The organism is Cryptosporangium sp. NPDC048952 (assembly GCF_043197895.1).
In the GTDB taxonomy this organism is placed as follows: Bacteria; Actinomycetota; Actinomycetes; order Mycobacteriales; family Cryptosporangiaceae; genus Cryptosporangium.
Window position 1 is genome coordinate 390,357 of the sequence record NZ_JBICTY010000008.1, and the last position, 25,078, is coordinate 415,434.

At 70.7% G+C, this 25,078-nt stretch carries 34 protein-coding genes and 1 pseudogene; 16 read left to right on the forward strand and 19 right to left on the reverse strand.

Going from position 1 to position 25,078, the window contains the following annotated elements; all coding sequences use genetic code 11:
* The first annotated feature begins 9 nt into the window (after window positions 1-9).
* Together ACGFY5_RS39000 and ACGFY5_RS39005 are read left to right on the forward strand one after the other, a co-directional pair.
* Window positions 10-336 (forward strand): hypothetical protein, encoded by a 327-nt coding sequence (locus tag ACGFY5_RS39000; protein ID WP_392728852.1) that lies wholly within the window; start codon window positions 10-12, stop codon window positions 334-336.
* Window positions 311-1,288, forward strand: coding sequence for a MerR family transcriptional regulator (locus tag ACGFY5_RS39005; RefSeq protein ID WP_392728854.1), 978 nt, complete (start codon window positions 311-313; stop codon window positions 1,286-1,288). The genes ACGFY5_RS39000 and ACGFY5_RS39005 overlap by 26 nt, the downstream gene beginning before the upstream one ends.
* Here the strand turns inward: ACGFY5_RS39005 and ACGFY5_RS39010 are convergent.
* Complete coding sequence (locus ACGFY5_RS39010) at window positions 1,220-1,870, reverse strand: response regulator (RefSeq protein WP_392729081.1); 651 nt, start codon at window positions 1,868-1,870, stop codon at window positions 1,220-1,222. The genes ACGFY5_RS39005 and ACGFY5_RS39010 overlap by 69 nt on opposite strands.
* Window positions 1,858-2,958, reverse strand: a complete 1,101-nt coding sequence (locus ACGFY5_RS39015; protein ID WP_392728856.1) for a sensor histidine kinase — start codon at window positions 2,956-2,958, stop codon at window positions 1,858-1,860. The genes ACGFY5_RS39010 and ACGFY5_RS39015 overlap by 13 nt, the downstream gene beginning before the upstream one ends.
* A 109-nt stretch (window positions 2,959-3,067) precedes the next feature.
* Here ACGFY5_RS39015 and ACGFY5_RS39020 point away from each other — a divergent pair.
* From ACGFY5_RS39020 to ACGFY5_RS39035, 4 genes and pseudogenes are all read left to right on the forward strand, one after another.
* Window positions 3,068-3,718: pseudogene (locus tag ACGFY5_RS39020) on the forward strand (ABC transporter ATP-binding protein); the annotation flags it as partial.
* Between the two features lie 41 nt (window positions 3,719-3,759).
* Entirely contained in the window at window positions 3,760-4,446 is a 687-nt protein-coding gene (locus ACGFY5_RS39025) for a hypothetical protein (protein WP_392728857.1), read from the forward strand.
* 31 nt (window positions 4,447-4,477) lie between these two features.
* Window positions 4,478-5,302, forward strand: a complete 825-nt coding sequence (locus ACGFY5_RS39030) for an MOSC domain-containing protein (protein ID WP_392728858.1) — start codon at window positions 4,478-4,480, stop codon at window positions 5,300-5,302.
* 4 nt (window positions 5,303-5,306) lie between these two features.
* Window positions 5,307-5,906 carry a GNAT family N-acetyltransferase gene (locus ACGFY5_RS39035; RefSeq protein ID WP_392728860.1) on the forward strand — a complete coding sequence of 200 codons (600 nt, stop codon included), beginning with the start codon at window positions 5,307-5,309 and terminating at the stop codon, window positions 5,904-5,906.
* On the opposite strand, the gene ACGFY5_RS39040 is transcribed toward ACGFY5_RS39035, so the two are convergent.
* Genes ACGFY5_RS39040 through ACGFY5_RS39050 form a run of 3 tightly spaced genes read right to left on the reverse strand, consistent with a single transcriptional unit; the run spans window position 5,878 to window position 7,862 of the window.
* On the reverse strand, window positions 5,878-6,618 hold the full coding sequence (locus ACGFY5_RS39040; protein WP_392728863.1) for a hypothetical protein: 741 nt from the start codon (window positions 6,616-6,618) through the stop codon (window positions 5,878-5,880). The genes ACGFY5_RS39035 and ACGFY5_RS39040 overlap by 29 nt on opposite strands.
* Window positions 6,615-7,094 carry an RNA polymerase sigma factor gene (locus tag ACGFY5_RS39045; protein WP_392728865.1) on the reverse strand — a complete coding sequence of 160 codons (480 nt, stop codon included), beginning with the start codon at window positions 7,092-7,094 and terminating at the stop codon, window positions 6,615-6,617. The genes ACGFY5_RS39040 and ACGFY5_RS39045 overlap by 4 nt, the downstream gene beginning before the upstream one ends.
* Before the next feature lie 39 nt (window positions 7,095-7,133).
* Window positions 7,134-7,862, reverse strand: coding sequence for a TioE family transcriptional regulator (locus ACGFY5_RS39050; RefSeq protein ID WP_392728867.1), 729 nt, complete (start codon window positions 7,860-7,862; stop codon window positions 7,134-7,136).
* A gap of 62 nt (window positions 7,863-7,924) precedes the next feature.
* Between ACGFY5_RS39050 and ACGFY5_RS39055 the strand changes: the two genes are divergently transcribed.
* A complete protein-coding gene (locus ACGFY5_RS39055) occupies window positions 7,925-9,496 on the forward strand; it encodes a DUF6194 family protein (RefSeq protein ID WP_392728868.1) in 1,572 nt (523 codons plus the stop codon).
* Window positions 9,497-9,508: 12 nt separating this feature from the next.
* Here the strand turns inward: ACGFY5_RS39055 and ACGFY5_RS39060 are convergent, their stop codons facing one another.
* Window positions 9,509-9,745 carry a hypothetical protein gene (locus ACGFY5_RS39060; RefSeq protein WP_392728870.1) on the reverse strand — a complete coding sequence of 79 codons (237 nt, stop codon included), beginning with the start codon at window positions 9,743-9,745 and terminating at the stop codon, window positions 9,509-9,511.
* A gap of 79 nt (window positions 9,746-9,824) precedes the next feature.
* Between ACGFY5_RS39060 and ACGFY5_RS39065 the strand changes: the two genes are divergently transcribed.
* Window positions 9,825-10,382 carry a TetR/AcrR family transcriptional regulator gene (locus tag ACGFY5_RS39065; RefSeq protein WP_392728873.1) on the forward strand — a complete coding sequence of 186 codons (558 nt, stop codon included), beginning with the start codon at window positions 9,825-9,827 and terminating at the stop codon, window positions 10,380-10,382.
* Here ACGFY5_RS39065 and ACGFY5_RS39070 read toward each other — a convergent pair.
* Both ACGFY5_RS39070 and ACGFY5_RS39075 read right to left on the reverse strand, forming a co-directional pair.
* Complete coding sequence (locus ACGFY5_RS39070; RefSeq protein ID WP_392728875.1) at window positions 10,353-10,895, reverse strand: GNAT family N-acetyltransferase; 543 nt, start codon at window positions 10,893-10,895, stop codon at window positions 10,353-10,355. The two genes, ACGFY5_RS39065 and ACGFY5_RS39070, sit on opposite strands and share 30 nt — an antisense overlap.
* The gene (locus ACGFY5_RS39075; protein WP_392729082.1) at window positions 10,895-11,287 is read right to left on the reverse strand and encodes a nuclear transport factor 2 family protein; all 393 of its coding nucleotides are present in this window, start codon (window positions 11,285-11,287) and stop codon (window positions 10,895-10,897) included. The genes ACGFY5_RS39070 and ACGFY5_RS39075 overlap by 1 nt, the downstream gene beginning before the upstream one ends.
* Window positions 11,288-11,323: 36 nt before the next feature.
* Here ACGFY5_RS39075 and ACGFY5_RS39080 point away from each other — a divergent pair, with 36 nt between their 5' ends.
* Window positions 11,324-12,136: a DUF1932 domain-containing protein gene (locus tag ACGFY5_RS39080; RefSeq protein ID WP_392728877.1), complete on the forward strand. Its 813-nt coding sequence runs from the start codon at window positions 11,324-11,326 to the stop codon at window positions 12,134-12,136.
* On the opposite strand, the gene ACGFY5_RS39085 is transcribed toward ACGFY5_RS39080, so the two are convergent.
* Window positions 12,133-12,663: a CGNR zinc finger domain-containing protein gene (locus ACGFY5_RS39085; RefSeq protein WP_392728878.1), complete on the reverse strand. Its 531-nt coding sequence runs from the start codon at window positions 12,661-12,663 to the stop codon at window positions 12,133-12,135. The two genes, ACGFY5_RS39080 and ACGFY5_RS39085, sit on opposite strands and share 4 nt — an antisense overlap.
* A gap of 38 nt (window positions 12,664-12,701) precedes the next feature.
* On the opposite strand from ACGFY5_RS39085, the gene ACGFY5_RS39090 reads away from it, so the two are divergent.
* From ACGFY5_RS39090 to ACGFY5_RS39105, 4 genes are read left to right on the forward strand one after another with little or no spacing between them, the layout of a single operon-like run.
* The gene (locus ACGFY5_RS39090; RefSeq protein ID WP_392728879.1) at window positions 12,702-13,670 is read left to right on the forward strand and encodes a DMT family transporter; all 969 of its coding nucleotides are present in this window, start codon (window positions 12,702-12,704) and stop codon (window positions 13,668-13,670) included.
* Window positions 13,667-13,969, forward strand: coding sequence for a hypothetical protein (locus ACGFY5_RS39095; protein ID WP_392728880.1), 303 nt, complete (start codon window positions 13,667-13,669; stop codon window positions 13,967-13,969). Before ACGFY5_RS39090 ends, ACGFY5_RS39095 begins: the two co-directional genes overlap by 4 nt.
* 39 nt (window positions 13,970-14,008) lie before the next feature.
* On the forward strand, window positions 14,009-14,338 hold the full coding sequence (locus tag ACGFY5_RS39100; protein WP_392728882.1) for an ArsR/SmtB family transcription factor: 330 nt from the start codon (window positions 14,009-14,011) through the stop codon (window positions 14,336-14,338).
* Between the two features lie 3 nt (window positions 14,339-14,341).
* Window positions 14,342-14,800, forward strand: coding sequence for an SRPBCC family protein (locus ACGFY5_RS39105; RefSeq protein WP_392728885.1), 459 nt, complete (start codon window positions 14,342-14,344; stop codon window positions 14,798-14,800).
* Here ACGFY5_RS39105 and ACGFY5_RS39110 read toward each other — a convergent pair.
* Genes ACGFY5_RS39110 through ACGFY5_RS39155 form a run of 10 tightly spaced genes read right to left on the reverse strand, consistent with a single transcriptional unit; the run spans window position 14,782 to window position 21,982 of the window.
* Window positions 14,782-15,480 (reverse strand): alpha/beta fold hydrolase, encoded by a 699-nt coding sequence (locus ACGFY5_RS39110; protein ID WP_392728888.1) that lies wholly within the window; start codon window positions 15,478-15,480, stop codon window positions 14,782-14,784. The genes ACGFY5_RS39105 and ACGFY5_RS39110 overlap by 19 nt on opposite strands.
* The gene (locus ACGFY5_RS39115; RefSeq protein WP_392728889.1) at window positions 15,465-15,830 is read right to left on the reverse strand and encodes a hypothetical protein; all 366 of its coding nucleotides are present in this window, start codon (window positions 15,828-15,830) and stop codon (window positions 15,465-15,467) included. The genes ACGFY5_RS39110 and ACGFY5_RS39115 overlap by 16 nt, the downstream gene beginning before the upstream one ends.
* A gap of 10 nt (window positions 15,831-15,840) precedes the next feature.
* Window positions 15,841-16,344 carry a DUF664 domain-containing protein gene (locus ACGFY5_RS39120; RefSeq protein WP_392728892.1) on the reverse strand — a complete coding sequence of 168 codons (504 nt, stop codon included), beginning with the start codon at window positions 16,342-16,344 and terminating at the stop codon, window positions 15,841-15,843.
* Entirely contained in the window at window positions 16,341-17,168 is an 828-nt protein-coding gene (locus ACGFY5_RS39125) for a MerR family transcriptional regulator (protein ID WP_392728894.1), read from the reverse strand. Before ACGFY5_RS39125 ends, ACGFY5_RS39120 begins: the two co-directional genes overlap by 4 nt.
* A gap of 10 nt (window positions 17,169-17,178) precedes the next feature.
* The gene (locus ACGFY5_RS39130) at window positions 17,179-17,640 is read right to left on the reverse strand and encodes a hypothetical protein (protein ID WP_392728897.1); all 462 of its coding nucleotides are present in this window, start codon (window positions 17,638-17,640) and stop codon (window positions 17,179-17,181) included.
* 11 nt (window positions 17,641-17,651) lie between these two features.
* Window positions 17,652-18,275 carry a hypothetical protein gene (locus ACGFY5_RS39135; RefSeq protein WP_392728899.1) on the reverse strand — a complete coding sequence of 208 codons (624 nt, stop codon included), beginning with the start codon at window positions 18,273-18,275 and terminating at the stop codon, window positions 17,652-17,654.
* Window positions 18,269-19,789, reverse strand: coding sequence for a hypothetical protein (locus ACGFY5_RS39140; RefSeq protein WP_392728900.1), 1,521 nt, complete (start codon window positions 19,787-19,789; stop codon window positions 18,269-18,271). The genes ACGFY5_RS39135 and ACGFY5_RS39140 overlap by 7 nt, the downstream gene beginning before the upstream one ends.
* Window positions 19,786-20,640, reverse strand: coding sequence for an ABC transporter ATP-binding protein (locus ACGFY5_RS39145; RefSeq protein WP_392728901.1), 855 nt, complete (start codon window positions 20,638-20,640; stop codon window positions 19,786-19,788). Before ACGFY5_RS39145 ends, ACGFY5_RS39140 begins: the two co-directional genes overlap by 4 nt.
* Window positions 20,637-21,443 carry an anti-sigma factor family protein gene (locus ACGFY5_RS39150; protein WP_392728903.1) on the reverse strand — a complete coding sequence of 269 codons (807 nt, stop codon included), beginning with the start codon at window positions 21,441-21,443 and terminating at the stop codon, window positions 20,637-20,639. The genes ACGFY5_RS39145 and ACGFY5_RS39150 overlap by 4 nt, the downstream gene beginning before the upstream one ends.
* Window positions 21,440-21,982: an RNA polymerase sigma factor gene (locus tag ACGFY5_RS39155; protein WP_392728905.1), complete on the reverse strand. Its 543-nt coding sequence runs from the start codon at window positions 21,980-21,982 to the stop codon at window positions 21,440-21,442. The genes ACGFY5_RS39150 and ACGFY5_RS39155 overlap by 4 nt, the downstream gene beginning before the upstream one ends.
* Before the next feature lie 111 nt (window positions 21,983-22,093).
* Here ACGFY5_RS39155 and ACGFY5_RS39160 point away from each other — a divergent pair, with 111 nt between their 5' ends.
* Genes ACGFY5_RS39160 through ACGFY5_RS39170 form a run of 3 tightly spaced genes read left to right on the forward strand, consistent with a single transcriptional unit; the run spans window position 22,094 to window position 25,070 of the window.
* Window positions 22,094-23,068, forward strand: coding sequence for an NAD(P)-dependent alcohol dehydrogenase (locus ACGFY5_RS39160; protein ID WP_392728908.1), 975 nt, complete (start codon window positions 22,094-22,096; stop codon window positions 23,066-23,068).
* Window positions 23,069-23,080: 12 nt separating this feature from the next.
* Window positions 23,081-23,476: a VOC family protein gene (locus ACGFY5_RS39165; protein WP_392728909.1), complete on the forward strand. Its 396-nt coding sequence runs from the start codon at window positions 23,081-23,083 to the stop codon at window positions 23,474-23,476.
* 49 nt (window positions 23,477-23,525) lie between these two features.
* Complete coding sequence (locus tag ACGFY5_RS39170) at window positions 23,526-25,070, forward strand: tetratricopeptide repeat protein (protein ID WP_392728910.1); 1,545 nt, start codon at window positions 23,526-23,528, stop codon at window positions 25,068-25,070.
* The last annotated feature ends 8 nt before the right edge of the window (window positions 25,071-25,078 follow it).

Consider the following 25,078-nt stretch of genomic DNA (forward strand, 5'->3'; position numbering starts at 1 on the left):
CGTCTGCGAGTGACCGTGGCGGGGCTGGTGCGGCGTGGCCGGGTGGTAGCGGTTGCGTTCGGTGCGGTGGCGCTCCTGCTCGCGCCGGTGATCCGGGCGATGCCGGTCGACTGGTTGCATTTCTACAGCCTGTCGACCGGCGTCGGGTTGCTTCTCCTGCTGATCGTGGGAAGCCCTCGCGCCCGGCGGCCCGACGCCCACCGAAGTGCGCGGCCGGGCACTCTGGCTGCAGGTGCACCACAACGCCGAGCGCCTCGGGCGTGCGCGGACCGCTTGAGTCTCCAGCGGGTGGAGGCCGCACGCTTGTCGCGTGGACGACCTGTACTCGATCGGTGAGCTGGCCCGCCGGACCGGCCTGTCCGTCCGGACCATCCGCTTCTACGCCGACGCCGGCATCGTGCCGCCGACGGACCGGAGCGCGGCCGGGTACCGGCGCTACGACGCCGACGCCGTAGCGCGCCTGGAGCTGGTCCGGACGCTGCGCGACCTGGGCCTCGACCTCGCGACGATCCGGCGGGTCGTGGACCGGCACGTGTCGCTCGACGAGGTCGCCGCGGCGCACGTCGAGGCGCTCGACGTCCAGATCCGCAGTCTGACCGCCCAACGAACGGTGCTGTCGCTGATCGCGGCGCGCGGCACCGACCCCTCGGAGGTTCCTCTCATGCATCGACTTGCCCGTCTCTCCGCCGCTGAGCGCGAGCGTCTCGTGTCGACGTTCGTCGAGGAGACGTTCGGAGACCTGGACACCAATCCCGAGTTCGTCGAGATGATGCGGACGGCGCTGCCGGATCTGCCCGAGGATCCGAGCCCGCAGCAGCTCGCGGACTGGGTCGCGTTGGCCGAGCTCATTCAGGACACGCAGTTCCGAGCCGCGGCCCGGCGCGCCGCCGAGCACCAGGCGGCCGAGCGGGCCGCCGGCGACCGCACGGGGCTGCACGGCGCGCTCACCCAGAACGTCCGGGATCTGGTCGGCGACGCTCTGGCGGCGGACATCGACCCGGAGTCGGCGGCCGCGAAGCCCGTCGTCGAACTGATCGTCGCGGCCTACACGGCGGAGTTCGGCGCGACCGACAGCCCGAGCTACCGGGAGGCGCTGATCACGCGCCTCGAAGTCGGCGCCGACCCGTATGCCGAGCGCTACTTCCAGCTCCTGTCCCGCCTTAACGGCTGGCCCGAGTCCCCGTCCCTCCAACCGACAGTCCAGTGGCTGACCACCGCACTACGCGTCGCCGTCGTGCACCACCAGGGCGATCTGGACGCGGTTCGTCGCGTCAAGTTTGGTGAGTAGGCGGGACACGTGCGCCTTGACGGTCGGCAGGCTCATGCGTAACTCGGACGCGATCTCGGCGTTCGAACAGCCACGCCCCACCGCCAGCGCGACCTCACGCTCACGGGCCGTGAGCCGATCCAGGAGCACGCGAGCGGGGCCACGACGCGGCGCACTCTCCGCCACGTGCTCGATGAGCTGCCTGGTCACCGACGGCGACAACATCGCGTCCCCGGCGACGACAGTGCGCACCGCCTGGATCAACTCCCGCGGCGGAGTGTCCTTCAACAGGAATCCGCTCGCCCCGGCACGCAACGCCCGCAGCACGTAGTCGTCGGCCGAGAACGTGGTCAGCACGACGACGTGCGGCCGGTCCGCCCGCGACCGCAGCCGCTCGGTGGCGACCAACCCGTCGACGTTCGGCATCCGGATGTCCATCAGCACGACGTCCGGCGAGTGCGCGTCGACGACCCGGACGGCCTCGGCCCCGTCCGCAGCCTCGGCCACGATGACGATGTCGGGCGCAGCGGCCAGCAACAGCCGCAGCCCCGCCCGCACCAGCGGATCGTCGTCCACGATGGCGAGTCGGATCACGTCGGCCAGGGCAACCACCCCTCCAGGCGGAAGCGGCCGTCCGCGTCCGAACCGTGCTCCAGGCGACCGCCGGCGAGCGCGAAGCGTTCGCGTAAGCCGACGAGCCCCAGCCCGGCGCCGGGCACGGCGGAGTGCGGTGTGATCGGCAGGGGATTCGTGACCCGTGCCTCCAGGCCCTCGCCGGGTGCACCGGAGACACGCACGTCCGCTGTGGTGTGCGGTGCGTGCTTGCGCACGTTCGTCAGCCCCTCCTGCACCAGCCGGTACACGGTTCGTCCTGCGGTGGCCGGCACCGTAGCGTCGATATGGCAGTTGTAGGAAACCTTGGTGCCTGCGGCGCGGGCGGTCTCGACGAGCTCCGGCAGGTCGCCCAGGTCCGGTTGCGGCCGTTCCCCGCTACTGCCCGTCGGCTCGGCGCGGAGCACGCCGATGATCTCGCGAAGGTCCTCGAGCGCCTCGTGGGTGTTCGCGCGGATCACGCCGGCGGCTTCGGCGATCTCTTCGCGGCGCGCGTCGGTGCGGATCTCCAACGCGCCCGCGTGCAGGCTGAGCAGCGACAACCGGTGCGCGAGGATGTCGTGCATCTCGCGGGCGATGCGGGTGCGCTCGGTGAGGCGCGCCTGGTCGACCCGCAGGTGCTGCTCGGCCTCCAGCTGGGCGGCGCGGTCACGCAGCGACCGCACGAGATGCCGCTGCGTCCGCACGGCCGACCCCCACCCGACGGCGGCGGCGAGAAGCGCACCGCGGAGCGTGAAGTCGACCCAGATCGGGAACTCCGGATCGGCGTGGAGCAGGAAGAACACCGGCACCGTCGCCAGGTTCGCGGCGGCCACGGCCAGCGCTACCCGGGTCCGGTGCGCCACCGCCACGGCGAACACCGCGACGGTGATCGCCGCAGTGGTCGCGCCCACCACGGCGCCGATCGGCGTGAACACCAGCGCCAGGATCAGCGGCCACTGGTTGCGCCACCACAGCGCGACGCAGCAACCGGCCGCCACAGCCACGTCGACGTACCACGGCAAGAACGGTTGGTCACCGAACCGCGCGAGCAGGGCCGTGCAGCACAGCGTCAACAGGACCGTGCCGAAGCGCCTCACCGAATAAGCGTAAGTGCGCCGAAGAGGCCGGTGAACCCCTACTTCAGTAGGGGTACGGCCGCGCACGACGGCCGATGTCCGCACGCCGGATCCCGGCGAACCTCGGACCATGATCGACGTACACAACCTCACGAAACGCTACGGCGACCGCCTCGCCGTCGACGACGTCTCCTTCACCTGCGAACCCGGCACGGTGACCGGCTTCCTCGGACCCAACGGCGCCGGCAAGTCCACCACGCTGCGGATTCTCTGCGGTCTGGCCGCCGCGTCGTCCGGCTCCGCGCTCATCGGTGGCACGCCCTACCGCGAACTTCCCGTTCCTGGCCGTCGCGTCGGGGTTCTGCTCGACGCCTCCGCCCAACACGGTGGCCGTACCGGCCGCGAAATTCTGTCCCTGTCGGCTTCCGTCCTTCAGATCGACGCCAATCGGGTGGACGAACTGCTCGATGAGGTGGGGCTGGCTGACGCCGGACGTCGACGTGTGCGCGGTTATTCGCTGGGCATGCGCCAGCGGTTGGGCATCGCGCACGCGCTGCTCGGCGAACCCGAGGTGCTGATTCTCGACGAGCCGGCGAACGGGTTGGACCCGGAAGGGATCTGGTGGATGCGCCAGGTGCTGCGCTCGCACGCGGACCGGGGCGGCACGGTGTTGCTGTCGTCGCACCTGCTCGCGGAAGTCGACCGGGCCGCCGACCGGCTGGTGATCGTCGCCCGGGGGCGCATCGTCGCGCAGGGAACGCGGGACGAGCTCGGTGGCGACGACCTGGAAGCGATGTTCCTGCGGCTCACGGGGGTGACGTCGTGATTCTGGTCGAGCTGCGGAAGGCAGTCGACACGCGGGCGGGTGCGGCGTTGCCTGTGACCATCGGGGTGCTGGTCGTCGCGGTGACGGGGGTGCAGTTGGCGTTCGCCGACGACCGGACGTGGGTGTCGGTCGTGGCGAATGCGCAGCAGCCGGTGTCGGTGCTGGTGCCGTTGATCGGGTTGTTGCTGGTGACGGGGGAGTGGTCGCAGCGCACCGGGCTGACGACGTTCGTGCTGGTGCCGGCGCGGTCCCGGGTGGTGGTGGCGAAGTTCGTGGCGGCGAGTGTGCTGTCGGTGGTGGTGTCTGTCGTGGGGTTCCTGATCACGTTCGTGATGTTGATCGGGAGCGAGTGGGAGTTCTCCTGGTCGGTGGTCGTCCAGTTGGTGCTCGTGAACTGGTTGACGACGATGTTCGGTACGTCGTTCGGGTTGTTGCTGTGGTATTCGGCGCCGGCGATCGTCGTCTATTACGTGGTGCCTTTTGTGTGGACGTTCGTGGGGAGGCTCGCGCCGGGGCTCGAGTCGGTGTCGCCGTGGCTCGATCTCGGGCAGTCGAGGATGCCCCTGGCTGCGCCGGGTGTGGCTGCTCGCGAGTGGGCCCAGCTCCTCACGTCGTCCCTGCTCTGGATAGCCGTCCCCGCCGCGCTCGGCACCCTCCGCCTCAACCGCTCCGACCTCAGCTGACCTCGAATCCGGATGCTTTTACAGTCGACGGGTGGCAACGATTGTTGAGCTCGCTTCGTACCCCGTGAAGTCGTGCGCCGCCGCCGTGGCCGGCTCGCTGACGATCGGTCCGGCCGGACCGGCGCACGACCGCGCGTTCCTGGTCACCGACGCCCACGGCGACTTCCGCACCCAGCGCGTCCTCCCGCGGCTCGCGGTGATCCGACCGGCGGTCAGCGACGACGGCACGACGCTGACGCTGCACGCGCCGGACGTCGAACCCTGCGAAGTGCCGATCGACCTGGCGGGACCCCGGTCACCCGTGTCGCTGTTCGGTGACCCCTACACCGGCATCGACCAGGGCGACGACGTCGCCGACTGGCTCGCCACGGTGCTCGGCGGCGCGTACCGGTTGATGCGCGTGCCGCCCGAGCACCAGCGCGTCACCAAGGGGGAGACCGACGGCACCGCGAGCTACGCCGACAGCTCACCGCTGATGCTGCTGTCGCGGGCCTCGCTGCGCGCTCTCAACGCCCGCCTGGCCGAGCGGGGCCAGCCCGAGATGCCGATGGCCCGGTTCCGGCCGAACCTGATCGTCGACGGCTGGGACGAGCCGCACACCGAGGACGGACTGCGCCGATTCCGGGTCGGCGACACCGAGTTGGCGTTCGCGAAGCTGTGCCTGCGGTGCGCGGTGGTCACCGTGGATCAGGACGCCGGCCGGAAACGCGGCCCGGAGCCGCTGCGGACGCTCGCCACGTACCGCCGCGCGCCCGGGGGCCTCGCGTTCGGCGTCAAGATTTCGGTGGTGCGGGGCGGCAAGGTCTCCGTCGGCGACACGATCGACGTAAATGGCTGGGCCGACTCGCCACAATGATCCAATGCAGATCTTCCTCGAGACCGAGCGGCTGGTGCTGCGGCGAGCGACTCTCGACGACCTCGATGCGATCGTCGAACTCGACAGCGATCCGAAGGTGACCTGGTTCGTCACCGGCGGCCGGGCCACACCGCGCGAGGTGCTGCGCGACGAAGTGTTGCCGCGCTGGTTCTCGTTCTACGACCGCTACCCGGGGTTCGGCTACTTCATCGCGATCGAGAAGGCCACCGGCGACTTCCTCGGCTGGTTCCTGCTGCGCCCCAACGACAAGCCGGTCCGGTCCGACGGCAGCACGCGCGACGGCATCGAGCTGGGTTACCGGCTGCGGCAGGCGTCGTGGGGTAAGGGGTACGCCACCGAGGGCTCGAAGGCGCTCGTCGACAAGGGGTTCGCCGACCTGGGCGTCGAGCGGATCTTCGCCGAGGCGCTGGCCGTCCACGGCGCGTCGCGTCGGGTGATGGAGAAGGCCGGGCTGCGGTTCGTCCGCGCGTGCCGGGACAACTGGCCGGACAAGATCCCGGGCGACGAGAACGGCGACGTCGAGTACGCGCTGACTCGGGACGAGTGGAGGGTACTCACCGGGGCGGATGCGGCGACTCGCTGACGCTGATCCGGTTCATCTTCTCGCCGTCCCACCGGTACTCCTCGGTTCGCCAGGGGCCGCCCGCGAATTGCAGTTCGAGCGTGATCACCTGGCCTGCGATCGTCACCACCGGAACGACGTAGGACTGCTCGGCGTAGAGGGCCGCGAGTGGCTTCGGCCCTCCGCGCTCGTTGCTGGTGAACGCGGCGACCACCCACCGGCTCTCCGGGCCGCCGACGTCGGCGTCGCCGTGGCACTCGAGGACCACCACGGCGTCGTCCCGGTCGTCGCCGGTGAAGTCGCCGTAGGACGGCGCGCCGATCGAGTACTGCCACGGCGGGAAGGCCGCCTTGCCGTCGGTGAATTGCACCCGCCGGTGCGGGCACCCGTCGTTGGTCGGCAGGTTCATCACCGAGTTCGGCCAGTCGATGCGCCAGTCGTCCGAAACCGATCGGCTCAGGGGAGTGGGAGGGGCCGACGTCGGTATGGGCACCTCGGAGGAGCCTGTCGACGACGATCCGCCGCGAGCGGCCGGCTGCAGCCGGTCGGGCCGTTCCTGCCAGAGTCCGACGAAGACGGCCGCGACGAGCACGACCACGGCAGCGACCATCGCACCGAGACGGCGGCGGCGTTGGGTGGCGCGGGCTCGGGCGGCGGCCGGGCCGGGGCCCCGGTAGGGCTCGTCGGCGGCGGCACGCAGATCCCGAAGGTGCTCGTCAATGTTTTCGTTCATCGCGCTGCCCTCTCGCCGAGTTGGGCCGCCAGTGCTGCCCGCCCGCGGTGCAGCCAGGACTTCACCGTGCCGTCGGCCACCCGCTCGCTCGCCGCGATCTCCGCGATCGGCAGGTCGGCCAGGTAGTGCAGCACGATCGCCCGGCGGTGGTTCGCGGGTAGCGTCGCGAGTGCCGCGACCAGGGCCACGTGCGCCGGGTCGGGCGGCGGCACCACGGGTTCCTCGCGCTGCCCGGCCAGGAACGTCAACGCCCGGCGGGCGCGCCGCCACCGGCTGATCGCCAGCCGCCACGCGACCGTCCGCACCCACGCGGCCGGTTCGTCGTAACCGCGGATCTTGGCCCAGTGGGCCCACCCGCGCGAGAACGCCTCCTGCACCAGCTCCTGGGCCTCGCCGCGGTCACCCGTGTAGGCGTAGAGCTGCTTGCACAGCGAGGGGAAGTGCTCGGCATAGAAGTCCGCGAACTCCTGCTCCATCAGCGACCCCCGCTCGGTATATAGAGGAACACGCCGACGTCAGGCGTCGGTTGCAGTCGATTCCCGAAACCGCAGGTACTCGTCGAGGCGTGCGGCGGCGAACAGCATCGCGCGGCCCCGGTCGGTCAGGCGGTCGCGCCAACCGGCCAGCGAATCGGCCAGCGCCTCGACGCCGCCGGCGCCCCGCACCTGCGAGAGCACCGTCGCGATGTGCCCGAGCAGGTAACCCCCGCGCCGCAGGAGGTGGGCCAACTCGGCGTCCCGGACGTCGTCAGGCGTGTAGAACCGGTAGCCCGAACGGTCACGCGGTGGCACGAGAATCCCCGCCCGCTCCCACTTCCGCAGCGTCGCCGGGCTCACGCCCAACCGATGGGCGACGGCGCTCACCGGCAACACCCCACCGGCCGGCGCGGGCACCCCGGTCAACACCCCGATCGCCGCCGAGACGGCATCGAGCGTCTCCCGGTCGCGCAGCAGCACGGCATGGCTGCGATCAACAGCGCGCAGGGCGTCGTCGACATTGTTGTCGTTGACCGAACGGAGGATCTCGCCGCCGGTCGCGTACCCGTGGGCGGGTAGTTGCGCGAGAAACGCGCGCAGCGCGTGCGCGTGCAGGTCGGTGTAGATCCGGTAGCCGGACGCCGTGCGCGAAGCGGGCGGCAGCACCCCGCGGCGTTCGTAGTTGCGCACCGCCTGCGCGGTCAGTCCGTGTTCGCGGGCCAGGTCCACGGGCCGGTGGGTCTGTACCCCGGTTTGAGGTTTCGGCACGCGTCTCCTGGCGTTGGTGAGGAAAAGCCTCAACCGCTCGTTCAACGATACGGTTCAAGGGTATGGATACCGCACTGGAAGCTCTGCTGGAGAACAGTCCGACCGTGCTGGCGCTCGGGGAGCCGAGCCATGCCGTCCCCGCGTTCCAGGAACAGCGCAACGAGGTCTTCGCCGAACTGGTGGAGCGCGGGTTCCGTTCGATCGCGTTGGAGACCGACCGGATCGCGGCGATCGCGATCGACGACTACGTCAACGGCCGCACCGACTCCTGGTCGCCCGACGCGTTCAGCCACAACTGGGGCGCGCTGGAGGGCAACCGCGAGCTCGTGGAGTGGATGCGCTCCTCCGAGCAGCCGCTCACGTTCTACGGCATGGACGCGGTCACGGAGACCGTCACCGCGCCCAGCCCGCGTCCCTACCTGCGCGAACTCTGCGAGTACGTGGCCCCGGAACGCTGGGGAGCGCTCGACGAACTGCTCGGCGACGACGAGCCCTGGGACGAGGTGTTCGACCCGTCGGCGTCCCTGGGGAACTCGCCGCAGGCCGTGCAGCTGCGCGCGGCGACCGACGACCTGATCGGAGCGCTGTACGTCGCGGCGCCGAGGCTGACCGCACGGGACTGGTACCGCGCCCGCGCCTGCGGCACCGCGGTGCTCAACCTGCTCCGCTACCACGCGCAGGTCGCGATCGACGGGCCCGACCGACTCAGCCGGATGTCCGCCGTCCGCGACGCCTGGATGGCGCAGAACATGTTGGAGATCCGGATGATCGAACAGCACCGCGGCCCGACGCTCCTGCACGCCCACAACCGCCACGTGCAGCGCAATCCCAGCCGGATGACGATGGGCGCGGAAGAACTCGAGTGGGCCAGCGCGGGCTCGATCCTGTCCGCGCTGCTCGGTGACCGCTACGCAGTCGTTCTCGGAAGCCTCGGCGCGGCTCCGGCGCTCCGCCTGGCGGCCCCTCCCGTCACTACCTACGAGCACGCTCTCGACGCCCTGAGCCAGCGGTTCATCAGCGGGGCGGCCGCCCGGGAGGCGACAGTGGCGTCGGAGCGGCGCGGCGACGTACCGAACCAGATGCACTTTCCGCTGGAAGCCGAGGACCTCGCGTCCGCGGACGCGTTCCTGCACATCGCCGTGGCGCCGGGCGAGGCTCCCGATCCGAACGAGACCGTGTCGGAGATGGCCGCGAACCGCGCCGGGGGCCTGGCCGGGCTGATCAGCCGGCTGCCGGACGTGAAGCAGCTGTACGTCGAGTACGGCTCGGAGGCGCCGGAGAGCAACTGGGGCAACTACTTCTTCTACGTCGGTGACGACCAGTACCAGCCGTTCGCGACCGTCGTCATCCGGAACATGCCGGGCTTCGACGAGGAGTCGCAGCTCGACCGGCCCGACGTCGTCCGGCTGAATCTCCACGTGGGGAGGGCCGAGTTCCAGCGACGTTTTTCCCAGGACAGTTTTGATTACTCGGCGATCGACGAGATCCTGCCGCACCCGGTCTACGCCGCCCAGGGCTGGATCTGCGTGCTCAACCCCGAGCGGACGTTCGACGAGGTCAACCAGCTGATCGGGCTGGCTCACGCGAATGCGGTCGCCCGCCGGGAACGACGGGGGCCGAGGACGGCCGGCTGACGAGCGCCATCTTTATCGGGAGGATTGAGTCTTTCCGCGCTCCAGGAGAAGGATCACCACAGCGACGACCGCCAGGATCACCAGCGGGACGATCCAGAGGGCCGCGCCGGGGTCGTCGCCGAGGACGAAGCGGAGGAGTCCGCCGCGGCGGACTCCGATCGCGTACTGGACGAGCGGGATGACGCCGAGCGAGACGCCGATGAGGGCGAGGAAGCCCTGCCAGCCGTCAATCGTCTTGTTCTTTGCCATGGCGTGCTCCTTAGCAATGCGGTCGCATTGATATTATGGGACCGTGCCAAGGACCGCTGATCACTCGGAAAATCGCAGGGTGTTGAGCCGCGCGGCGTGGGACCTGATCGCGGCCGGCGGAATGGAGGCGGTGTCCCTGCGCACGGTCGCCAAGCAGGCCGGCGTCTCGATGGGGCGGGTGCAGTACTACTTCAAGACCAAGGACGACCTGCTGCTGTACGCGCTCGAGGACGCGCACGGGCGGATGACCGCGCGTATTCTCGACCGAATTTCGGATGAGGATCCGCGGGCGGCGCTGTTGGTCGTGCTGGACGAACTGCTCGGTGGCGACCCCGAGACCCGGGACGCGATCCGCGTGCACCTCGCGTTCGCCGCGAAGGCCCGGGAGGACGAGCGGCTGGCCGCGGTGCTGGTCGAGGGCGACGACGAGCTGCTGGCACTGGCGGTGCACGTCGTGGGTCTGGCGCGCGACGCCGGGGCGGACGTCGATCCTTCGCTGGACGGGCAGGCGCTGTGGGTGCTCGCCCGCGGCCTGGGGGTGGACGTGGCGCTCTACCGCCTGCCGATCTCCCGGGCGCGCGAGGTCCTGGCCCACGCGGTGGCGCGGCTAGCGCCGCCACTCGGGAGCGAGCACTGACCACACCTCGATGTCGTCGCGGCGGCCGCGGAACAGGTAGTGCTCCCGCAGGACGCCGTCGAGCTGCATGCCGAGGCGCTTCGCGACCGCGATGCTCGCCGTGTTACCGGACGAGGCCTGCCACTCGACGCGGTGGATGCCGCGCTCGAGGATCGCCCAGTCGATGATCGTCGTCGCCGCGCGGGTGACGAGGCCCTTGCCGGTGGCCGCCGGTTCGAGCCAGCAGCCGGCCTCGGCGTAACCCCGGGGCACGTCCAGAATTCGGAACAGGACGCCGCCGACCAGCTTCCCGTCGAGCCAGATGCCCCAGATGCGTCCGGTGTCCTCGGCTGCCTTGAAGGCGTAGTCCTGCAGGAACGCCTTGGCCGACGCGGAGTCGGTGACCGCGTCGGCGAGGCGTATCCAGCGGCCTATCGACTCGCGGCCGCGGTCGATGTTGGCGAGGAGCTCCTCGGAGAGCCAGGGGTCCAGCGGGCGCAGTTCGGCGCCGTCGCCCAGGGGGTTGGAGAACATCAACTCGCGGTGGCTTCCTGCTGGATGCGGTCGAACTGGGCGGCCATGGCCTCGGCGAGGGCCTGGGCGCCGGAGAGCGGACGCACCATCACCGTGAGGTCGTCGATCAGGCCTTCGTCGTTGAGGTGCAGGAAGTCGCAGCCCTCGATGTCCTTGCCCTGCACTGTGGTTCGGAAGACCAGCGAGTGGCTTCGACCGTCCGCACCGGACATCTCACGGACGTAGTGGAAGTCCTCGAAGACGCGCAGCACGCCACGCAGGATCGCGGCGGTGAGCGCCTTGCCGGCGTACGGCTTGAACGCGACCGGGCTGTGGAACACCACGTCGTCGGCGAGGAGGGCTTCGACGGCTGCGGTATCGCCGGACTCGGCTGCTTTGCGGAACGCTTCCACGGGTGCCTCCACGGCATCTGAACGTAGGGTCGACGGGTGGAACCGATCGGAGTGTTGCATCCGGGTGCGATGGGCGCTGCCGTGGGCGGGGAACTGGTCGCGGCGGGCCACGCCGTGTACTGGGTGACGGCGGACCGCGGAGCGAACACGTACCGCCGGTCGCAAGCCGCCGGCCTGCGACCGCTCGCCACGCTCGACGAGCTGGCGTCGACCTGCGCGGTGATCCTGAGCATCTGTCCACCCGCCGCCGCCTCGTCGGTCGCCTCCGCGGTGGCCGCCACCGGCTTCGACGGGATCTTCGTGGACGCCAATGCGATCGCCCCGTCCCGGGCGCGCGAGATCGCCACGATCCTGCCCACCGTCGACGGGGGAATCGTCGGCCCGCCACCGGGCGGACCGGGCCGGACGATCCTGTACCTCTCGGGCACGGGCGCCGGGGATCTCACCGCCCTTTTCACGGGCACGCGCGTCGAGACCCGCGTCCTCGACGGCGAGGTCGGGAAAGCGTCCGCGCTGAAGCTGGCGTTCGCGGCCTACAACAAGATCTCGTGCGCGCTGGCGGCACAGTCCTACGCCCTGGCGGCCTCCTACGGTGTTCAGAACGACCTCGAGACGCTGGCCGGATCGACGCTGCCCGGCACACCACTCGATGGACCCTCGGCGCTGAGCGGGGTCGCCGAGCGGGCCTGGCGCTGGGCACCGGAGATGCAAGAGATCGCCACCGCAGCGGCGGAGAGCGGCCTCGACCCGGGCATCGCCGAGGCGGCAGCGGCCCTGTTCGCCCGCTGGGACGTGTTCAAGGACGATTCGAATGTCCCGCTCGAGCGCCTCCTCGACGAGCTGCGCTAGCTCTCCGCTTTCCGCGCGCGGTACGCCGCGACGTTCGTCCGGTTGCCGCAGCCGTTGCTGCAGAACCGCCGCGACCGGTTCTTGGACAGGTCGACGAGGACGTCCTCGCAGTCGTCGGCGGCGCAGACGCGCATCCGGCCCAGCTCGTCCATGCGGACGACGTCGACCAGCGCCATCGCGGTCTCGACCTGGATTCGTACCGCCAGGTCGGCGTCGGGGGACACCGCGTGCAGGTGGTAGTCCCACCCGTCGTGGGCGACGAGCTGCGGCAGCGCGGCGGTCTCCCGCAGGATCGCGTTCGTCTCCTCGACGATCTCGTCGCGGTCGGCGTGCCAGAGGCGTTCGAGGCGAGGCCGGATCGCCCGGACGGCGGCCAGTTCCTCCTCGTCGCCGGTGACCCGGCCGGTGTAACCCCAGCGGGTCGCGAACTCGGTGACGTCGGTGAGACCGTCGGGGCTTTCGTGGGCGGAGTTCACCAGCTCGGCAGCCGCCATCAACGAAGCCTCGGTGTCATGAGCAAAAAGCACCTTGACTCCTTACGTGGGTGAGCTCTACCGTCGGTGTCATGAGTGTAACGAAGATTGCCTCTTACGCAGGGCTCGCCGTCGCCCTGGTGTCCGCAGTCTCGTTCGGCACCGCCGGCAGCTTCGGCGACTCGCTGATGTCGACGGGCTGGTCGTCGGGTGCCGTGGTCACCACCCGCATCGCGCTCGCCGCCGTGATCCTGACTGGACCGGCGCTCGTAGCCCTCCGCGGCCGCTGGCGGTCGTTGTGGTCGAACGCCGGCCTGATCGCCTTCTACGGCGCGGCCGCTGTGGGTGGCTGTCAGCTGTTCTTCTTCAACGCGGTGCAGCACCTGGACGTCGGTGTCGCGCTGCTGCTGGAGTACATGGGGATCGTCCTCGTCGTGCTCTGGATGTGGGCCCGCCACCGGCGGCGTCCCGGCTGGCTGACGATCGTCGGCATGGTCGCGGCGGTTGTCGGCCTCGTGCTCGTCCTCGACCCGTCGGGTGGTCTGGACCCGATCGGCGTGATGTGGGGTCTGCTCGCCGGTACCGGCCTGGCGGTGTACTTCGTCGTCTCCGCCCGCCAGGACGACGCGGTGCCGCCGCTGGTCGTCGCGTGGGGCGGCATGGTCGTGGGCGCTGTGGTGCTCGGCGCGTTCGCGTTGGTCGGGGCGCTGCCGATGGCCACTGCGAACACCGACGTCGAGCTGTTCGGGCAGCAGGTCAGCTGGCTCGTGCCGGTGCTCGGTCTGTCGGTCGTGGCCGCCGCGATCGCGTACTCCACGGGTGTCATCGCGGCGCGACTGCTCGGCGCGACCGTCGCGTCGTTCGTCGGACTGACCGAAGTGCTTTTCGCAGTGCTTTTCGCCGCCCTGTCGGTCGGCCAGATCCCTGGTGTCATGCAGCTGATCGGCGGGCTGGTCGTGCTCGTCGGCGTCGCGCTCGTCAAAGCCACGGAAACCAAGGGCGACGTCGAGCCGGCCGTGGAGCGTGAATTGTCGGTGGTGGGTGGTACACCGACAGCATGACTACCGTGGTCGAGGCGTTCGCGAGCGTCGCCGCGCAGGTGGTGGAGAAGTTCGTCGGGCGCAACGGGCGGGTGCGCGGCTCGTCGGTCGTCCACGCCGTGCACCCCGAGCGCTGGCTGGCGGAGATCCGCGTGCCGGCTCCCGCCTGCCGGGTGGGCATGGCTGGGTTCGAGCTCGACGCGCTCGTACCCACCGATGACGCGGTGACGTGCGCCCGCTGCCTACAGAGCGGCCAACACAGCACTGTCGGCCGCGTAGGCCCCCACCAACTACCCCTCTGGGAAGCGGATCCCGAATAACGGTTGCTCTAGGCTTACCGTTAGTGCAAACTTACCGATGTGCCTGCTGCAGCTGCCGTCCTCGACGCGCTCGGAGACCCGATGCGTCGATCCATCCTCGAAGAGATCCGCACCGCGCCACTGCCGGTCGGCGTGCTCGCCGACCGGCTGCCCATTTCCCGGCCGGCGGTTTCCCAGCACCTGCGGGTGCTGAAGAACGCCGAACTGGTCACTGAAACCGTCCAGGGAACGCGCCACCTCTACGGCATCGACCCGACGGGCTTCCGCGCGGTGAGTACGTATCTCGACCGCTTCTGGGCCGAAACCCTCGGCAACTTCGCCGCGCTGGCGGAGGCCGAGGCGCGCCGGTCCGATTCCACTCAGGAGTAACGCGTGAGCACAGATTCTCTCGTCGTGCGTAAGTCCGTCACCGTCCCGCTCTCCGCTGATCGGGCGTTCGAGCTGTTCACGAGCCGGATGACCGAGTTCTGGCCGAAGTCGCACAGCATCGGCGCCGTGCCGCTGGCCGAGGCCGTCGTCGAACCGCACGCCGGTGGGCGGTGGTACGAGCGCGGGGCGGACGGCAGCGAGTGCTCCTGGGGTCGCGTGACGGTCTGGGAGCCACCGACGCGCCTCGTCCTGCTCTGGCAGATCGACGCGTCGTTCAAGTTCGACCCCGACCTGGAGACCGAAGTCGAGATCACGTTCACCGAGGAGGGCGGCGCGACCCGCGTCGATCTGGTGCACCGCGACCTCGAACGGTTCGGCGACCAGGCGTTCGCCGTCCGCGACACGTTCGACTCCCCCGGTGGTTGGCCCGGCATCCTCGACGCCTACGTGGCGGCCGCCTGAGCGATGACGCGGCCCAGGTCGGTGGGGCGGGAGAACTGGGGCCAGTGGCCGGTGGGGAGTTCGACGTACTCGACGTCCCTGGTCCGGGCCAGCTCGAGGGCGTCGGGATCGCCCGCCGCGATCCACTCGCGCATCATCTCGGGCGTGTAGTCGCAGGCCACGACCGTGACCGGCACGTCGTAGCGGCGCTCGTCGGAGAGCACCTGGGGGTCGGTGGCCGCGCGTGCCGGTGAGGGTACGGACTGGGCGAGGATCGTCTGCTGGAGCTCGTCGTCCAGACCGACCAGCATCCCTTCCTCCCAGAACGACCAGTCCGGCATCCGGATCTCACCGTTCGCGGACGGCAACCCGTCGTTGACGCACTGGCCCTCGGCGACGGGTCCGCTCGCGGTGTAGATCACGCGGGCGACGCGGTGCGGCCTGGCGTCGGCAGCGGCCTGAGCCACCGCACCGCCGGCGGAGTGGCCCACCAGCACGACGGGGCCGTCCAGCGCGTCGATCCGGGAGACGACAGCGTCGACGTGGTCTCGCAGTGAGATCGCGGAGCGGTCGGCGTCCGGTGACTCCAGGCCGGGCAGCGTGACCGCGTGGGCGCGGTGGCCGGCCTCCTCCAGGGCGGGAACCACGGCGTTCCACGACGATCCGTCCAGCCAGAGGCCAGGGATCAGGAGGATGTCCACGAGCTCTCCTCGGACTCGGCCGGCAGCGCGCGCTGGGTAGGCAGCGCGTCGGGCTCGGTGTACTCCGCGGCGCGCTGGGCGATGAGGTCGCCGAACAGTCCCGAGAACCGGCCGCAGTCGTTGCAGTGGAAGCTGGTGTCCATGCGCCGGCTGCCGCAGTGGTCGCAGCTCCCGTTGTCCCGTGGATCGCCGTAGGCGCGCAGCGCTTCGACGAGAGCGCGCGCGACCGGCTCCCGCAGCGTCAGCTTCCGGCCGTCCACCTCGAGTTCGGTGTGGACCGGAGCCTCCGGGTCGAAGACGTCGATCCGAGCGACGAACTGGGCCAAGGCATCAACGACGTCATCCGGCATGCCCGACAAACTACTCACCCACCGCGCCGTCGGAGAGCTCTACGACCACATCCAGGTGGCCGAGGTGGCGGGCGTACTCCTGGAGGAGGTGGAACAGGATGCGTTCGAGGGAGGCCGGGGGAGCGCCGTCCCAGCGGGGGCCCGGGGCGCCGATCTCGGCGAGGTCGTGTGCCTCGACGGTCGCGCGGGTGTGGGCGCCCTGCTTGCGGAGCGCGGTGGTCACGTCGTCGAGCGATCGGTCAGCCGCCACGTACCAGCGGTCGTCGCGCCGGTCTCCCCACGGCTCGGCCACCGGACGCCCCTCGAAACCCCACTCGATCCACCGCAGCTCGACGTACTGCAGGTGCTGGAGCAGCTCCAGCGGGGTCCAGCCGGAGGGGAGAAGACTGGACCGCAGGGCACCCTCGGACAACGAGCCCGCTTTCGTCAGCGCGCTCTCGCGGAAGTAGTCGAGGTACCGGAGGAAGACCTCTTTCCGGTCGGCGACGGGCTCGGTCGGCTCGAAGAACGTCATGACCGCATTCTCTCGATGTACCAACTGATCGTCGCCTCGTCCGACTCTTCCGCCGGCCATCCGTTGACCACCGCCAACAGTTGCTCGTAGCGGTACCGGCGCGGGTCGTTGGCCAGCTCCAGGCGCGCGAGCAGGCGCTGACGCAGCTCGGGGGTGTCGGGCTCGCCGAGCGCCGCGGCGAGGGCGCCGACGTCCGGTGGGGTGATCGAGCGCGCCACCGCGACGGCGTCCGGCCGCGGGACGGCGCCCGGTTCCCGATCCGCGGCATGCTGCACGGCCAGCGCGCGCAGGGACTCCCGGAAACCGGCGTCCTGGGCCAGCGTCACCAGCTCGACCCACGCGTCGATCTGTTCGGGTGTGGGATCGGACGGCAGTACCGGCGTCATCGAACGCCGGACGCCCTCGTATCCGTCCAGCCCGGCGAACGTCGACGTCAGGAACTCGTCGACCAGTCGGTGTCGTTCGTCTTCGGAATAGCCGGCCAGCTGGTGCACGAGTTCAGACCTCTCCGCGATGACAGAAAGCGCGGCGCGGCGAAAACGCAGCGCGCGGATCGTGACGTCCAACGCCTCGGCGGAGGCCGCGGCCACGTCGGCGACGGTGACCTCCCGATCCAGCACCCGCCGGATCGTCGGGAGGTCGATGCCGAGGTCGCGCAGGCTCCGGACCAGGTCCAGCCGTGCGGCCGCGTCCTCGTCGTAGACCCGGTGACCGGCGGCGTTCCGCTGCGTCGCCGGGACGATGCCCTGGTCGGCGTAGAAGCGGATCGCTTTGACGGTCAGCCCGGTACGCCGGGAGAGCTCGCCGATCGAGGAGAACGTCACGCCGACAGCGTCACGCCTCCTGCTGGGGGAGGTGCAAGCGCCGGTTGGCGAGGTTCGTGAACACACCGGTCAGCAGGAGCAGCAGCAGCGCGCCGTAGTTCACCTGCGGCACCAGGACGCCGAGCGCGGTGGCCAGACCGGTCAGGACGGTGGTGACCACCGACGGCACCGCCATCCGCTTCGACGATTCGACGTCCGCCTGGTGCAGTTCGGGCTTGCGGGCCAGGTACAGCGCGAGCACGGTCAGCAGCGCGGAGCTCACGAACAACGTGAGCAGGTACACCGCGATCACCGGCCGCTCCTCGACGCCGTAGATACCGACGAGGGCGGTCGGGAACGGCATGAAGACGATCGTCAGCGTCCAGGCCGCGGTCACGACCCCCACCACACGGTCGTACGACTCGACCGGATCCATCGCGATGATCGCGTCCACGAACGTGAGGAAGCGGTCGAGCCCTGGGGACTTGTGCACGGCAGCGGAGATTACCGTTGGGCGCCTGCACCAACCATCAAGGCCAGGCAGGCGGTGAGCAACAGCACGCCCCACTGGCCGTGCACCGAACTCCAGCGCGGATCGGTCACCCCGACGAACAGCGCGATGCTCCGCGGGAGCAGCGCCAGTGCGCCGACCACGACCAGCACCGTCGGCGCCGCCACGGTGCTGCCCACCCCGCGTTCGGCCAGGCGGTACCCCGTCACGCCCAGCACCAGCGCGACCGCGATTATCGTCGCCGACTCCAGTGTCGTCCCGGCGAGCCGCAGCTCGTCACCGATGCTTTCCTCCGCACCGACCAGCACGATCGCGACCGCGACCATCCACCAGAGCGCGGCCACGACCACGGCGAGCGCCACTCGGAGCGTCGTCCGCAGCCACGCCCGGCCGGGGACCACCAGCGTCGTCGGCTTCGCGGGGTCGTCGAACACGAACACCGCCCCGATCGCGGCGCAGACCGTCGCCAGCCGCAGCTGCAGCGTCAGCGAGTCCGGATCGATAGCGGTGCTCAGGGCTGCGGGGACGGCCAGCAGCAGCCACCCCGCAGCGCAGGCGAGCAAAAACGGGCCGGTCCGGGCCGCCCGCACGATCGGTACCGCCAGGGCGATCAGCATCCGGCCCGCTCCTCGGCCGTGGGCGGCTTCGGCGCGGGCACACCGACGAGCTCGGCGAACCGGGCCGTCTCGGTGTCCGGTGCGCTCAGCTCGTCCCAGTGCAGCTTCACCAGCGCGCGGGCATCGGGCTTCTCCAGCAGCGCGAACCCTGCCGCGGCGTCCGAATCGCCCACCGCGAGCAACCCGTAGCCGCTGAAGTTGTCGAAGACCAACTCGTACCCGCCCCGCTCGTCCAGTTCCCGCAGGCCGTCGGCGACCCGGCCGCCCGCCTGGCCCACCAGCCAGACCAGCAGCGCGCCCCGGGAGCGGCAGAGCGGCCGCCCGTCCTGCCGCGCGTGACCCGCGATCAGCCGGTACGCGACCTCGCTCGCGAACACCGCCTCCTCCCGGTCGCTGCTCCAGTCCGTCCCGACCGGGATCTCCTCCGGAGATCCGACGGGAACGGCCGGGGAATCCTCGGTTCCGACGCCCGGGTACCCCACCGCCAGAACGTGTTGGCGGACGACGAGCGACGGGCTGTTCGGGGCGCCGCGCCGCACGTCGCGCAGAACCCCGTCCCAGTCCTCGATCCAGGGCGCGAAGTCGTCGAAAGCGCAGTATTTGACGTCGTCGAGCGTCCGGCAGGTCTGGATCGAACCGGGGGAGTCGGTCGCGGTGAGACGGGCGTCGCGCAGCGAGTCGTCCACGCGGAACTGGGTGACCACGCCGGTGAGAGTGACCGCCGCGGCCACGGCCCCCGCCAGCCACACCCGTCGGCCGGCACCGGAGCGGGCCAGCGCGAGCACCGCGAACACCGCGATCAGCCCGACGACGTACACCAGGTGCCGCCCGGACGGACGCCCGTCGAGGTCCACCGGCAGCGGCATCGGGAACTCCGGGGTGACGATCGGCAGGAACAGGCGGGACCGTGCCGCGGACGACCCACCCACCGGCCCGATGAACGCGATCGAGGTGAACAGCAACGCCACGACCGGCGCGATCACCGCCGACCGGGTCAGCCGGGCGAGCAGCACACCCGACGCCCCGAACAGCGCGACGGCAGCCGGCACGGCCAGCAGGTCGAGCGGCAGTACGTACCCCACGGCGCCGGGCAGCAGCGCCAGCGCGCCCACCCGCGCCGAGATCAGCACGAGCGCCAGGACGGTCGGCGCGAGCACCGCCAGCAGCAGCGCCCCGGTACGCCACGCGGTCGGCAGCAGCAGGACGTCGAACAGCGTGTCCACCCGGTGCCGGTGCGGCCGGAGCGCGGCGAAGTTCGCGGTGATCAGCGCCCCGTTCGCGAACACCAGCAGCGCGACGAACTGGACCTCGACAGACTCGTCGTGCAGCACCGGGTGCTCGTTCGCGGTGCCGGCGATCCAGCCGTAGACCCACGGCGCCAGGAACAGGACCGCCGCGACGATCGTGACCGGTGACCGCAGTTGCTGGACGGCCTCGACGCGGGCCAGCGCGAGCATCGCCCGGCGTCGGTCGAGCGTCGAGTTCGCGGGGGGTGAGGTGAGGACCGTTGTCATGACAGGTCCACGAGCGTGAGGTAGCCGTCTTCGAGGGTCGGGGCGATCAACTCGGCGTTTTCGGGGGGTGTGCCCACGTGGCGGAAGGATCCGTCACCTGTTCGCCACGAGGCCAACGCCGCCGGCTCCCGGGCCGCGCTGGTCCACACCCGACCCTCGGCGAGCGCGGTGAGTTCGACCGGCGATCCGCGGAACCGCACCCCGCCGTGATCGAGCACGACGACCTCCCGGCAGAGCGACGTCACGTCCTCGGTCTGGTGGGTCGAGAGCAGCACCGCGCGCCCCTCGCCGAGGTCGGCGAACAGTTCGCGGAACCGGAACCGCTGCTCGGGGTCGAGCCCCACCGTCGGTTCGTCGAGGATGAGCAGGGACGGGTCGCCGACCAGCGCGGCGGCCAGCGCCACCCGCTGCTTCGACCCGCCCGACAGCGTCCGGATCTTGTCGCCGCGCCGGTCGCTCAGGCCCACGGCGTCGAGCACCCGGCGCACCTCGGCGTGGCGGGTCCGTCGGTCCGTGAGCTCCTTGAGGATCGCGACGTAGTCGACGAACTCGAACGCGGTGAACGAGCGGTGGAAGCCGGGATCCTGGGGCAGGTAGCCGAGTTGCCGACGCGCGGCCAGGCGGCCCGGGCCGGTGCGCGGATCGTGGCCGAAGATCCGCAGCGAGCCCGCGTCCGGCGTCACCGCTGTCGCGAGGATGCGCAGCAGCGTCGTCTTCCCGGCGCCGTTCGGGCCCAGCAGGCCGGTCACGCCGGTGCCGAGCGTGAGCGACACGTCGTCGAGCGCGACCGTGCGGCCGTAGCGCAGCGAGAGACCGGTCGCGGAAACGGCCACGTCCGTCGAGAGGGTCACCGGGTCCTCCGGGGCAAGGGGCGGGTGCTGTCGAACGCGGACATCTGGAAACAGAGGGCCACCGCGGCGAGGGCGGCGGCCACGGCCATCGCCACCTGCCCGGCGGCGGTGTACGGCAGCGACGACGTGGAGTGCCAGGTGCCGGCGACCAGCGTGAGCCAGCCGAGCCCCACCACCGTCGCGCCGGGTACCGCGCCCAGCCGGGGCGTGATCAGCAGCGTCAGGATCGTGAGGGCCAGCGACGGCAGGAACCAACCGGCGATGCGGACGCCGTACTCGGCCAGCGTCAGGCTGGCGGCGGCGGTGAGGAGCGTGTTCGCCGAGAGCACCGTCGCGCAGCGCAGCAGGAGCAGGCGGAACGTGGAGTACGGCGCGACGACGGTCGTCTCGTAGGTCGGGTCGATGCCCGGCCCGAACGAGACGGCGACACCCAGTACCGGCAGCAGCGGCGTCAGCGCGAGGAAGACGAACGGCTTGGCGTAGTGGGCCAGCACCGCGGCCAGCAGGAGCGTCAGCACCACGGCCACGAGCCACGACCCACGTAGGGCCGGCGTCGCGGCGAGCAGCCGCGCGGTGTGCTCCGGGACGCCGCAGAGGCCCAGCGCCCGCTCGACGAACCCCGGCGTGGGCGCGTCCAGCGACGCGTCCAACCGCTCCCATCCGGCGTCGACCGACTCGAGGGTCAGCCGCTCCCGGCAGTCCTGGCAGGCAGCCAGATGCGCCTCGACCGACCAGACCCCGGGCGCGGGCAACGAACCGTCGGCATAAGCATCCAGATCGGAATCTTCCACGTGCCAACTCATGTCAGCTCCTGGCGTAGTTGCCGACGGGCGCGCATGGCCCGCGTCTTCACGGTTCCGGGCGGGATGCCGAGCAACACGGCCGCTTCGCCGGTCGTCAGGCCGTCCAGCACGGTCGCCTGCAGCACCGCGCGTAACTCCGGTGAGAGCCGGGCCAGCGCCCCGGCGAGATCCCCGTGCTCGACGCCACGCAGCACCAGGTCCTCCGCGGACGGCGCCGGACCGCCCCGGACCCGCGCCAGCACCTGCCGCAGACGTTCCTTGGCGCTCTGCTTGCGCAGAGCGTCGACCAATCGACGGGAACCGATGCGCCACAGCCAGCCGGTGATGTCGCCCTGCTCGCGGTAGCGAACGGCGGCGCCGCGCCAGATGCCGAGAAACGTCTCCTGCACGACGTCGTCGACGAGCGTGTGGTCGGAGCAGCGGTGGCGCAGGCGCAGCACGAGCCACGCGGAGTGGCGGCGGTAGAAGGCCTCGAACGCGGCCCGCTCACCGGCTGCCACGCGGGTCAGCAGGTCGACGTCGCTCGGTGAACCGTTCACATCCCTCCATCGCAACGAGTGCCGCGATCGGTTCACCTAGGGTGCTTCCCGGATGTCCGGCGGCCAAGTTCTCCCTAGCGTTCGGTCCACACGCGATTTCAGGAGATCTGGATGAAGGCCATCGTCCAAGACCGCTACGGCTCCTCCGACGTCCTCGAGCTCCGCACGATCGACACCCCCGCGCCCGGTGAGAACGAGGTGCTGGTGCGGGTGCACGCGGCGGCGATCAACGCCTACGACTGGCACTTCATGCGTGGCGACCCGTACGTCGGCCGGGTCGCGATCGGCTGGACCGGGCCGCGCAAGCGGGTCCGGGGCCGCGACTTCGCCGGCACCGTCGAGGTGACCGGTGCCGCGGTCAGCCGGTTCCGCCCCGGCGACGAGGTGTACGGCGAGGCCGACGGCACGCTGGCCGAGTACGTCCGCGTGCCCGCGAAGGTCATCGAGCACAAGCCGGTCAACCTCTCGTTCGAGCAGGCCGCCGCGGTCCCGCTGGCGGGCACCACCGCCCTCAAGGGCCTGCGCGACGCCGGGAAGGTGGGTCCGGGCCAGCGCGTGCTGATCAACGGCGCGTCGGGTGGCGTCGGCACGTTCGCGATCCAGATCGCCAAGGCCTGCGGAGCGGACGTGACCGGCGTCTGCAGCGCCCGCAACGTCGAGCTGCTCGAGTCGCTCGGCGCCGACCACGTCTTCGACTACGGCGCCACCGACTTCGCCCGCGGCGACACCCGCTACGACGTCATTTTCGACGTCGTCAGCAACCGGAAGCTGGCCGAGTACCGGCGCGCACTCACTCCGAACGGGACGCTCGTGCTGCTCGGCGGCGGCCCGTCGAACGGCGGCTCGTTCTTCGGTCCGTTGCCGCTGATCCTGCGCGCGCTGGCCGTGTCGCCGTTCGTCAGCCAGCGGTTGGTGCCGTTCACCGTGCGTCGGGACGCGGAGCTGCTCTCGACCCTGCGCGACCTGATCGAGGCCGGCGCGGTCGCCCCGGTCATCGACCGGGTGTTCCCACTCGACCAGGCGCCCGAGGCCATCCGCTACCTGGAGGAGGTGCACGCGCGAGCGAAAGTTGTCGTGACCGTGTGATAGGCCCTAGGCATGACTTATCCCGTTCTGCGGAGCACCGTGCTCGACACGGAGAACACCCGCGAGCTCGCCGAGTTCTACCGCCAGCTGCTGGGCTGGGACTACCGCCCCGGTGACGAGCCGGAGAACGGCGACAAAGACTGGTTGATGCTGCGCAATCCGGCCGGTGGAGACCTGTCGTTCCAGCAGAGCGAGAAGCTGGAGAGGGCGACCTGGCCGGAGGGCGACGTGCCCCAGCAGTTGCACCTCGACTTCTCGGTCCGCGACGCCGGCACGCTCGTCGAGCAACGCGAACGAGCCCTCCAGCTCGGCGCCACGCTGCTCCGCGATCGCTTCGACGACCCCGAGGAGCCCCTCTACGTCTTCGCCGACCCCTCCGGCCACCCCTTCTGCATCTTCGTCGCGTAGCTCAGGGTTACGGTGGTGGCTTCGGTGAACGGTGTGAGAGGAGCACGGCGTGGCGGGATGGTCTCTGACCGGCCGGTCCAACCCGAAACCCGTGTTGAAGGCCGCCGATGAACGGGGCCGGCCACCGCGCCTCGCCGATGTCTCGCTGGGTGAGCTCGGGGTCCACGCACCGCACGGCACGTACGTGCAGCGCGAGGCCGACACGGCACTGGAAAAGCTCTTCGCCGACGACGCGCAGCTCGTCGTCGTCCATGGCAAGAGGCTGGTGGGTGCCAGCCGGACGCTGGCGGAAGCGGCGCGCAAGCACCTGCCGGACCACACGCTCTTCGCGTTCCACCCCGACCCGCGGGTGCCGCTCGCCGACCTGATCTCGGCCGCGAAGCGGGCGGCGAAGAACGGCGCGGTGCTCTGGCTCGACGACGTCGGTTCGGAGTTGCTCGCGCAGCTCGCCACCGCGGAGATCCCCGCGGGAGTCCGGGTTCTGGTCACGGTGCGCTCCGCGTTGCTCGGCGGTACCCGGCTGCCCGACCCGCTGCCGGGCGCGGCAGTGGAGATCGGTTCCCTCACCACTGCGGAGATCGACGCTCTGCGCGAGGCAGACCACGAGATACCGGCCGACGCCAAAGCCGACCGGGTGGGCCTGCTGCTCGTGCCGCTCGAGCCGGTGCAGACCGCGCTGACCGGTGACAGCGAGGAACGCAGCATCCGGTTCGACCGGCAGGCGCTGCTGCACGTGCTCACCGACTGGCACCGGATGGACCCGCCGCTGGTGCTGACCGCCAAGATGCTCACCGCGCTCTACGGCGACTACCGGCGCGAACTCGCGCACCTCGACGGCCGGGCCGCGGTCTCGACCCCGGGGCGGGAGCGGGCGATCGAGTGGGCGGTCGAGCTCGGGCTGCTCACCGAGGTCTTCGCCAAGGGCAACGAGTACTACTACGGCAGCGGGCTGTTGTCGGCGGTGGCCGACGGTCAGCGGCGGCCGGTCAGCGGGCCGTTCTGGCGGTACGTGGCCGGTGCGTTCGACGCGGCGGCCCGGCGTGCCACGGGCCTGACAGCGTTCGACCGCGGCGACTACCCGCACGCGCGTGACCTGCTCGATCAGCTCGACGACGTGCCGCTGAACGTGAAGTACGTGATCGCGTACCGGGCACATCGCGGCGGCAGCGTCGCGATCGCCCGGCGCTGGTACGAGAAGGCGATCGCGGACGGGTCGGCGCCGGCCATGGTCGACCTGGGCGTGCTGGAGGCCGCCGAGGGCAAGGCGGAGGAAGCGCGCAGGTGGTTCCAGGCCGCTGTGGACAGTGGCGACCCGGCCGAGTCGGCGCGGGCGATGCGTGGCCTCGGCGTCCTGGAGAAGGAGCAGGGCAATCCCGAGCGGGCCAAGCAGTGGTTCACCGACGCGCTGGACAGCGAGGATTCGGTGCAGGCCGCGAACGCGATGGTCGACCTCGGCGTGCTGGCCGAGGAGCAGGGTGAGGTGGAGGAGGCGCGGTCCTGGTACGAGAAGGCCGCCGAAACCCACCAGCCGGCAGCCGTGACCGTCGCCGGCGCGAACCTCCGTGTCCTGTCCGACGCCCCGGACTCGGACTAGGTTCCGCG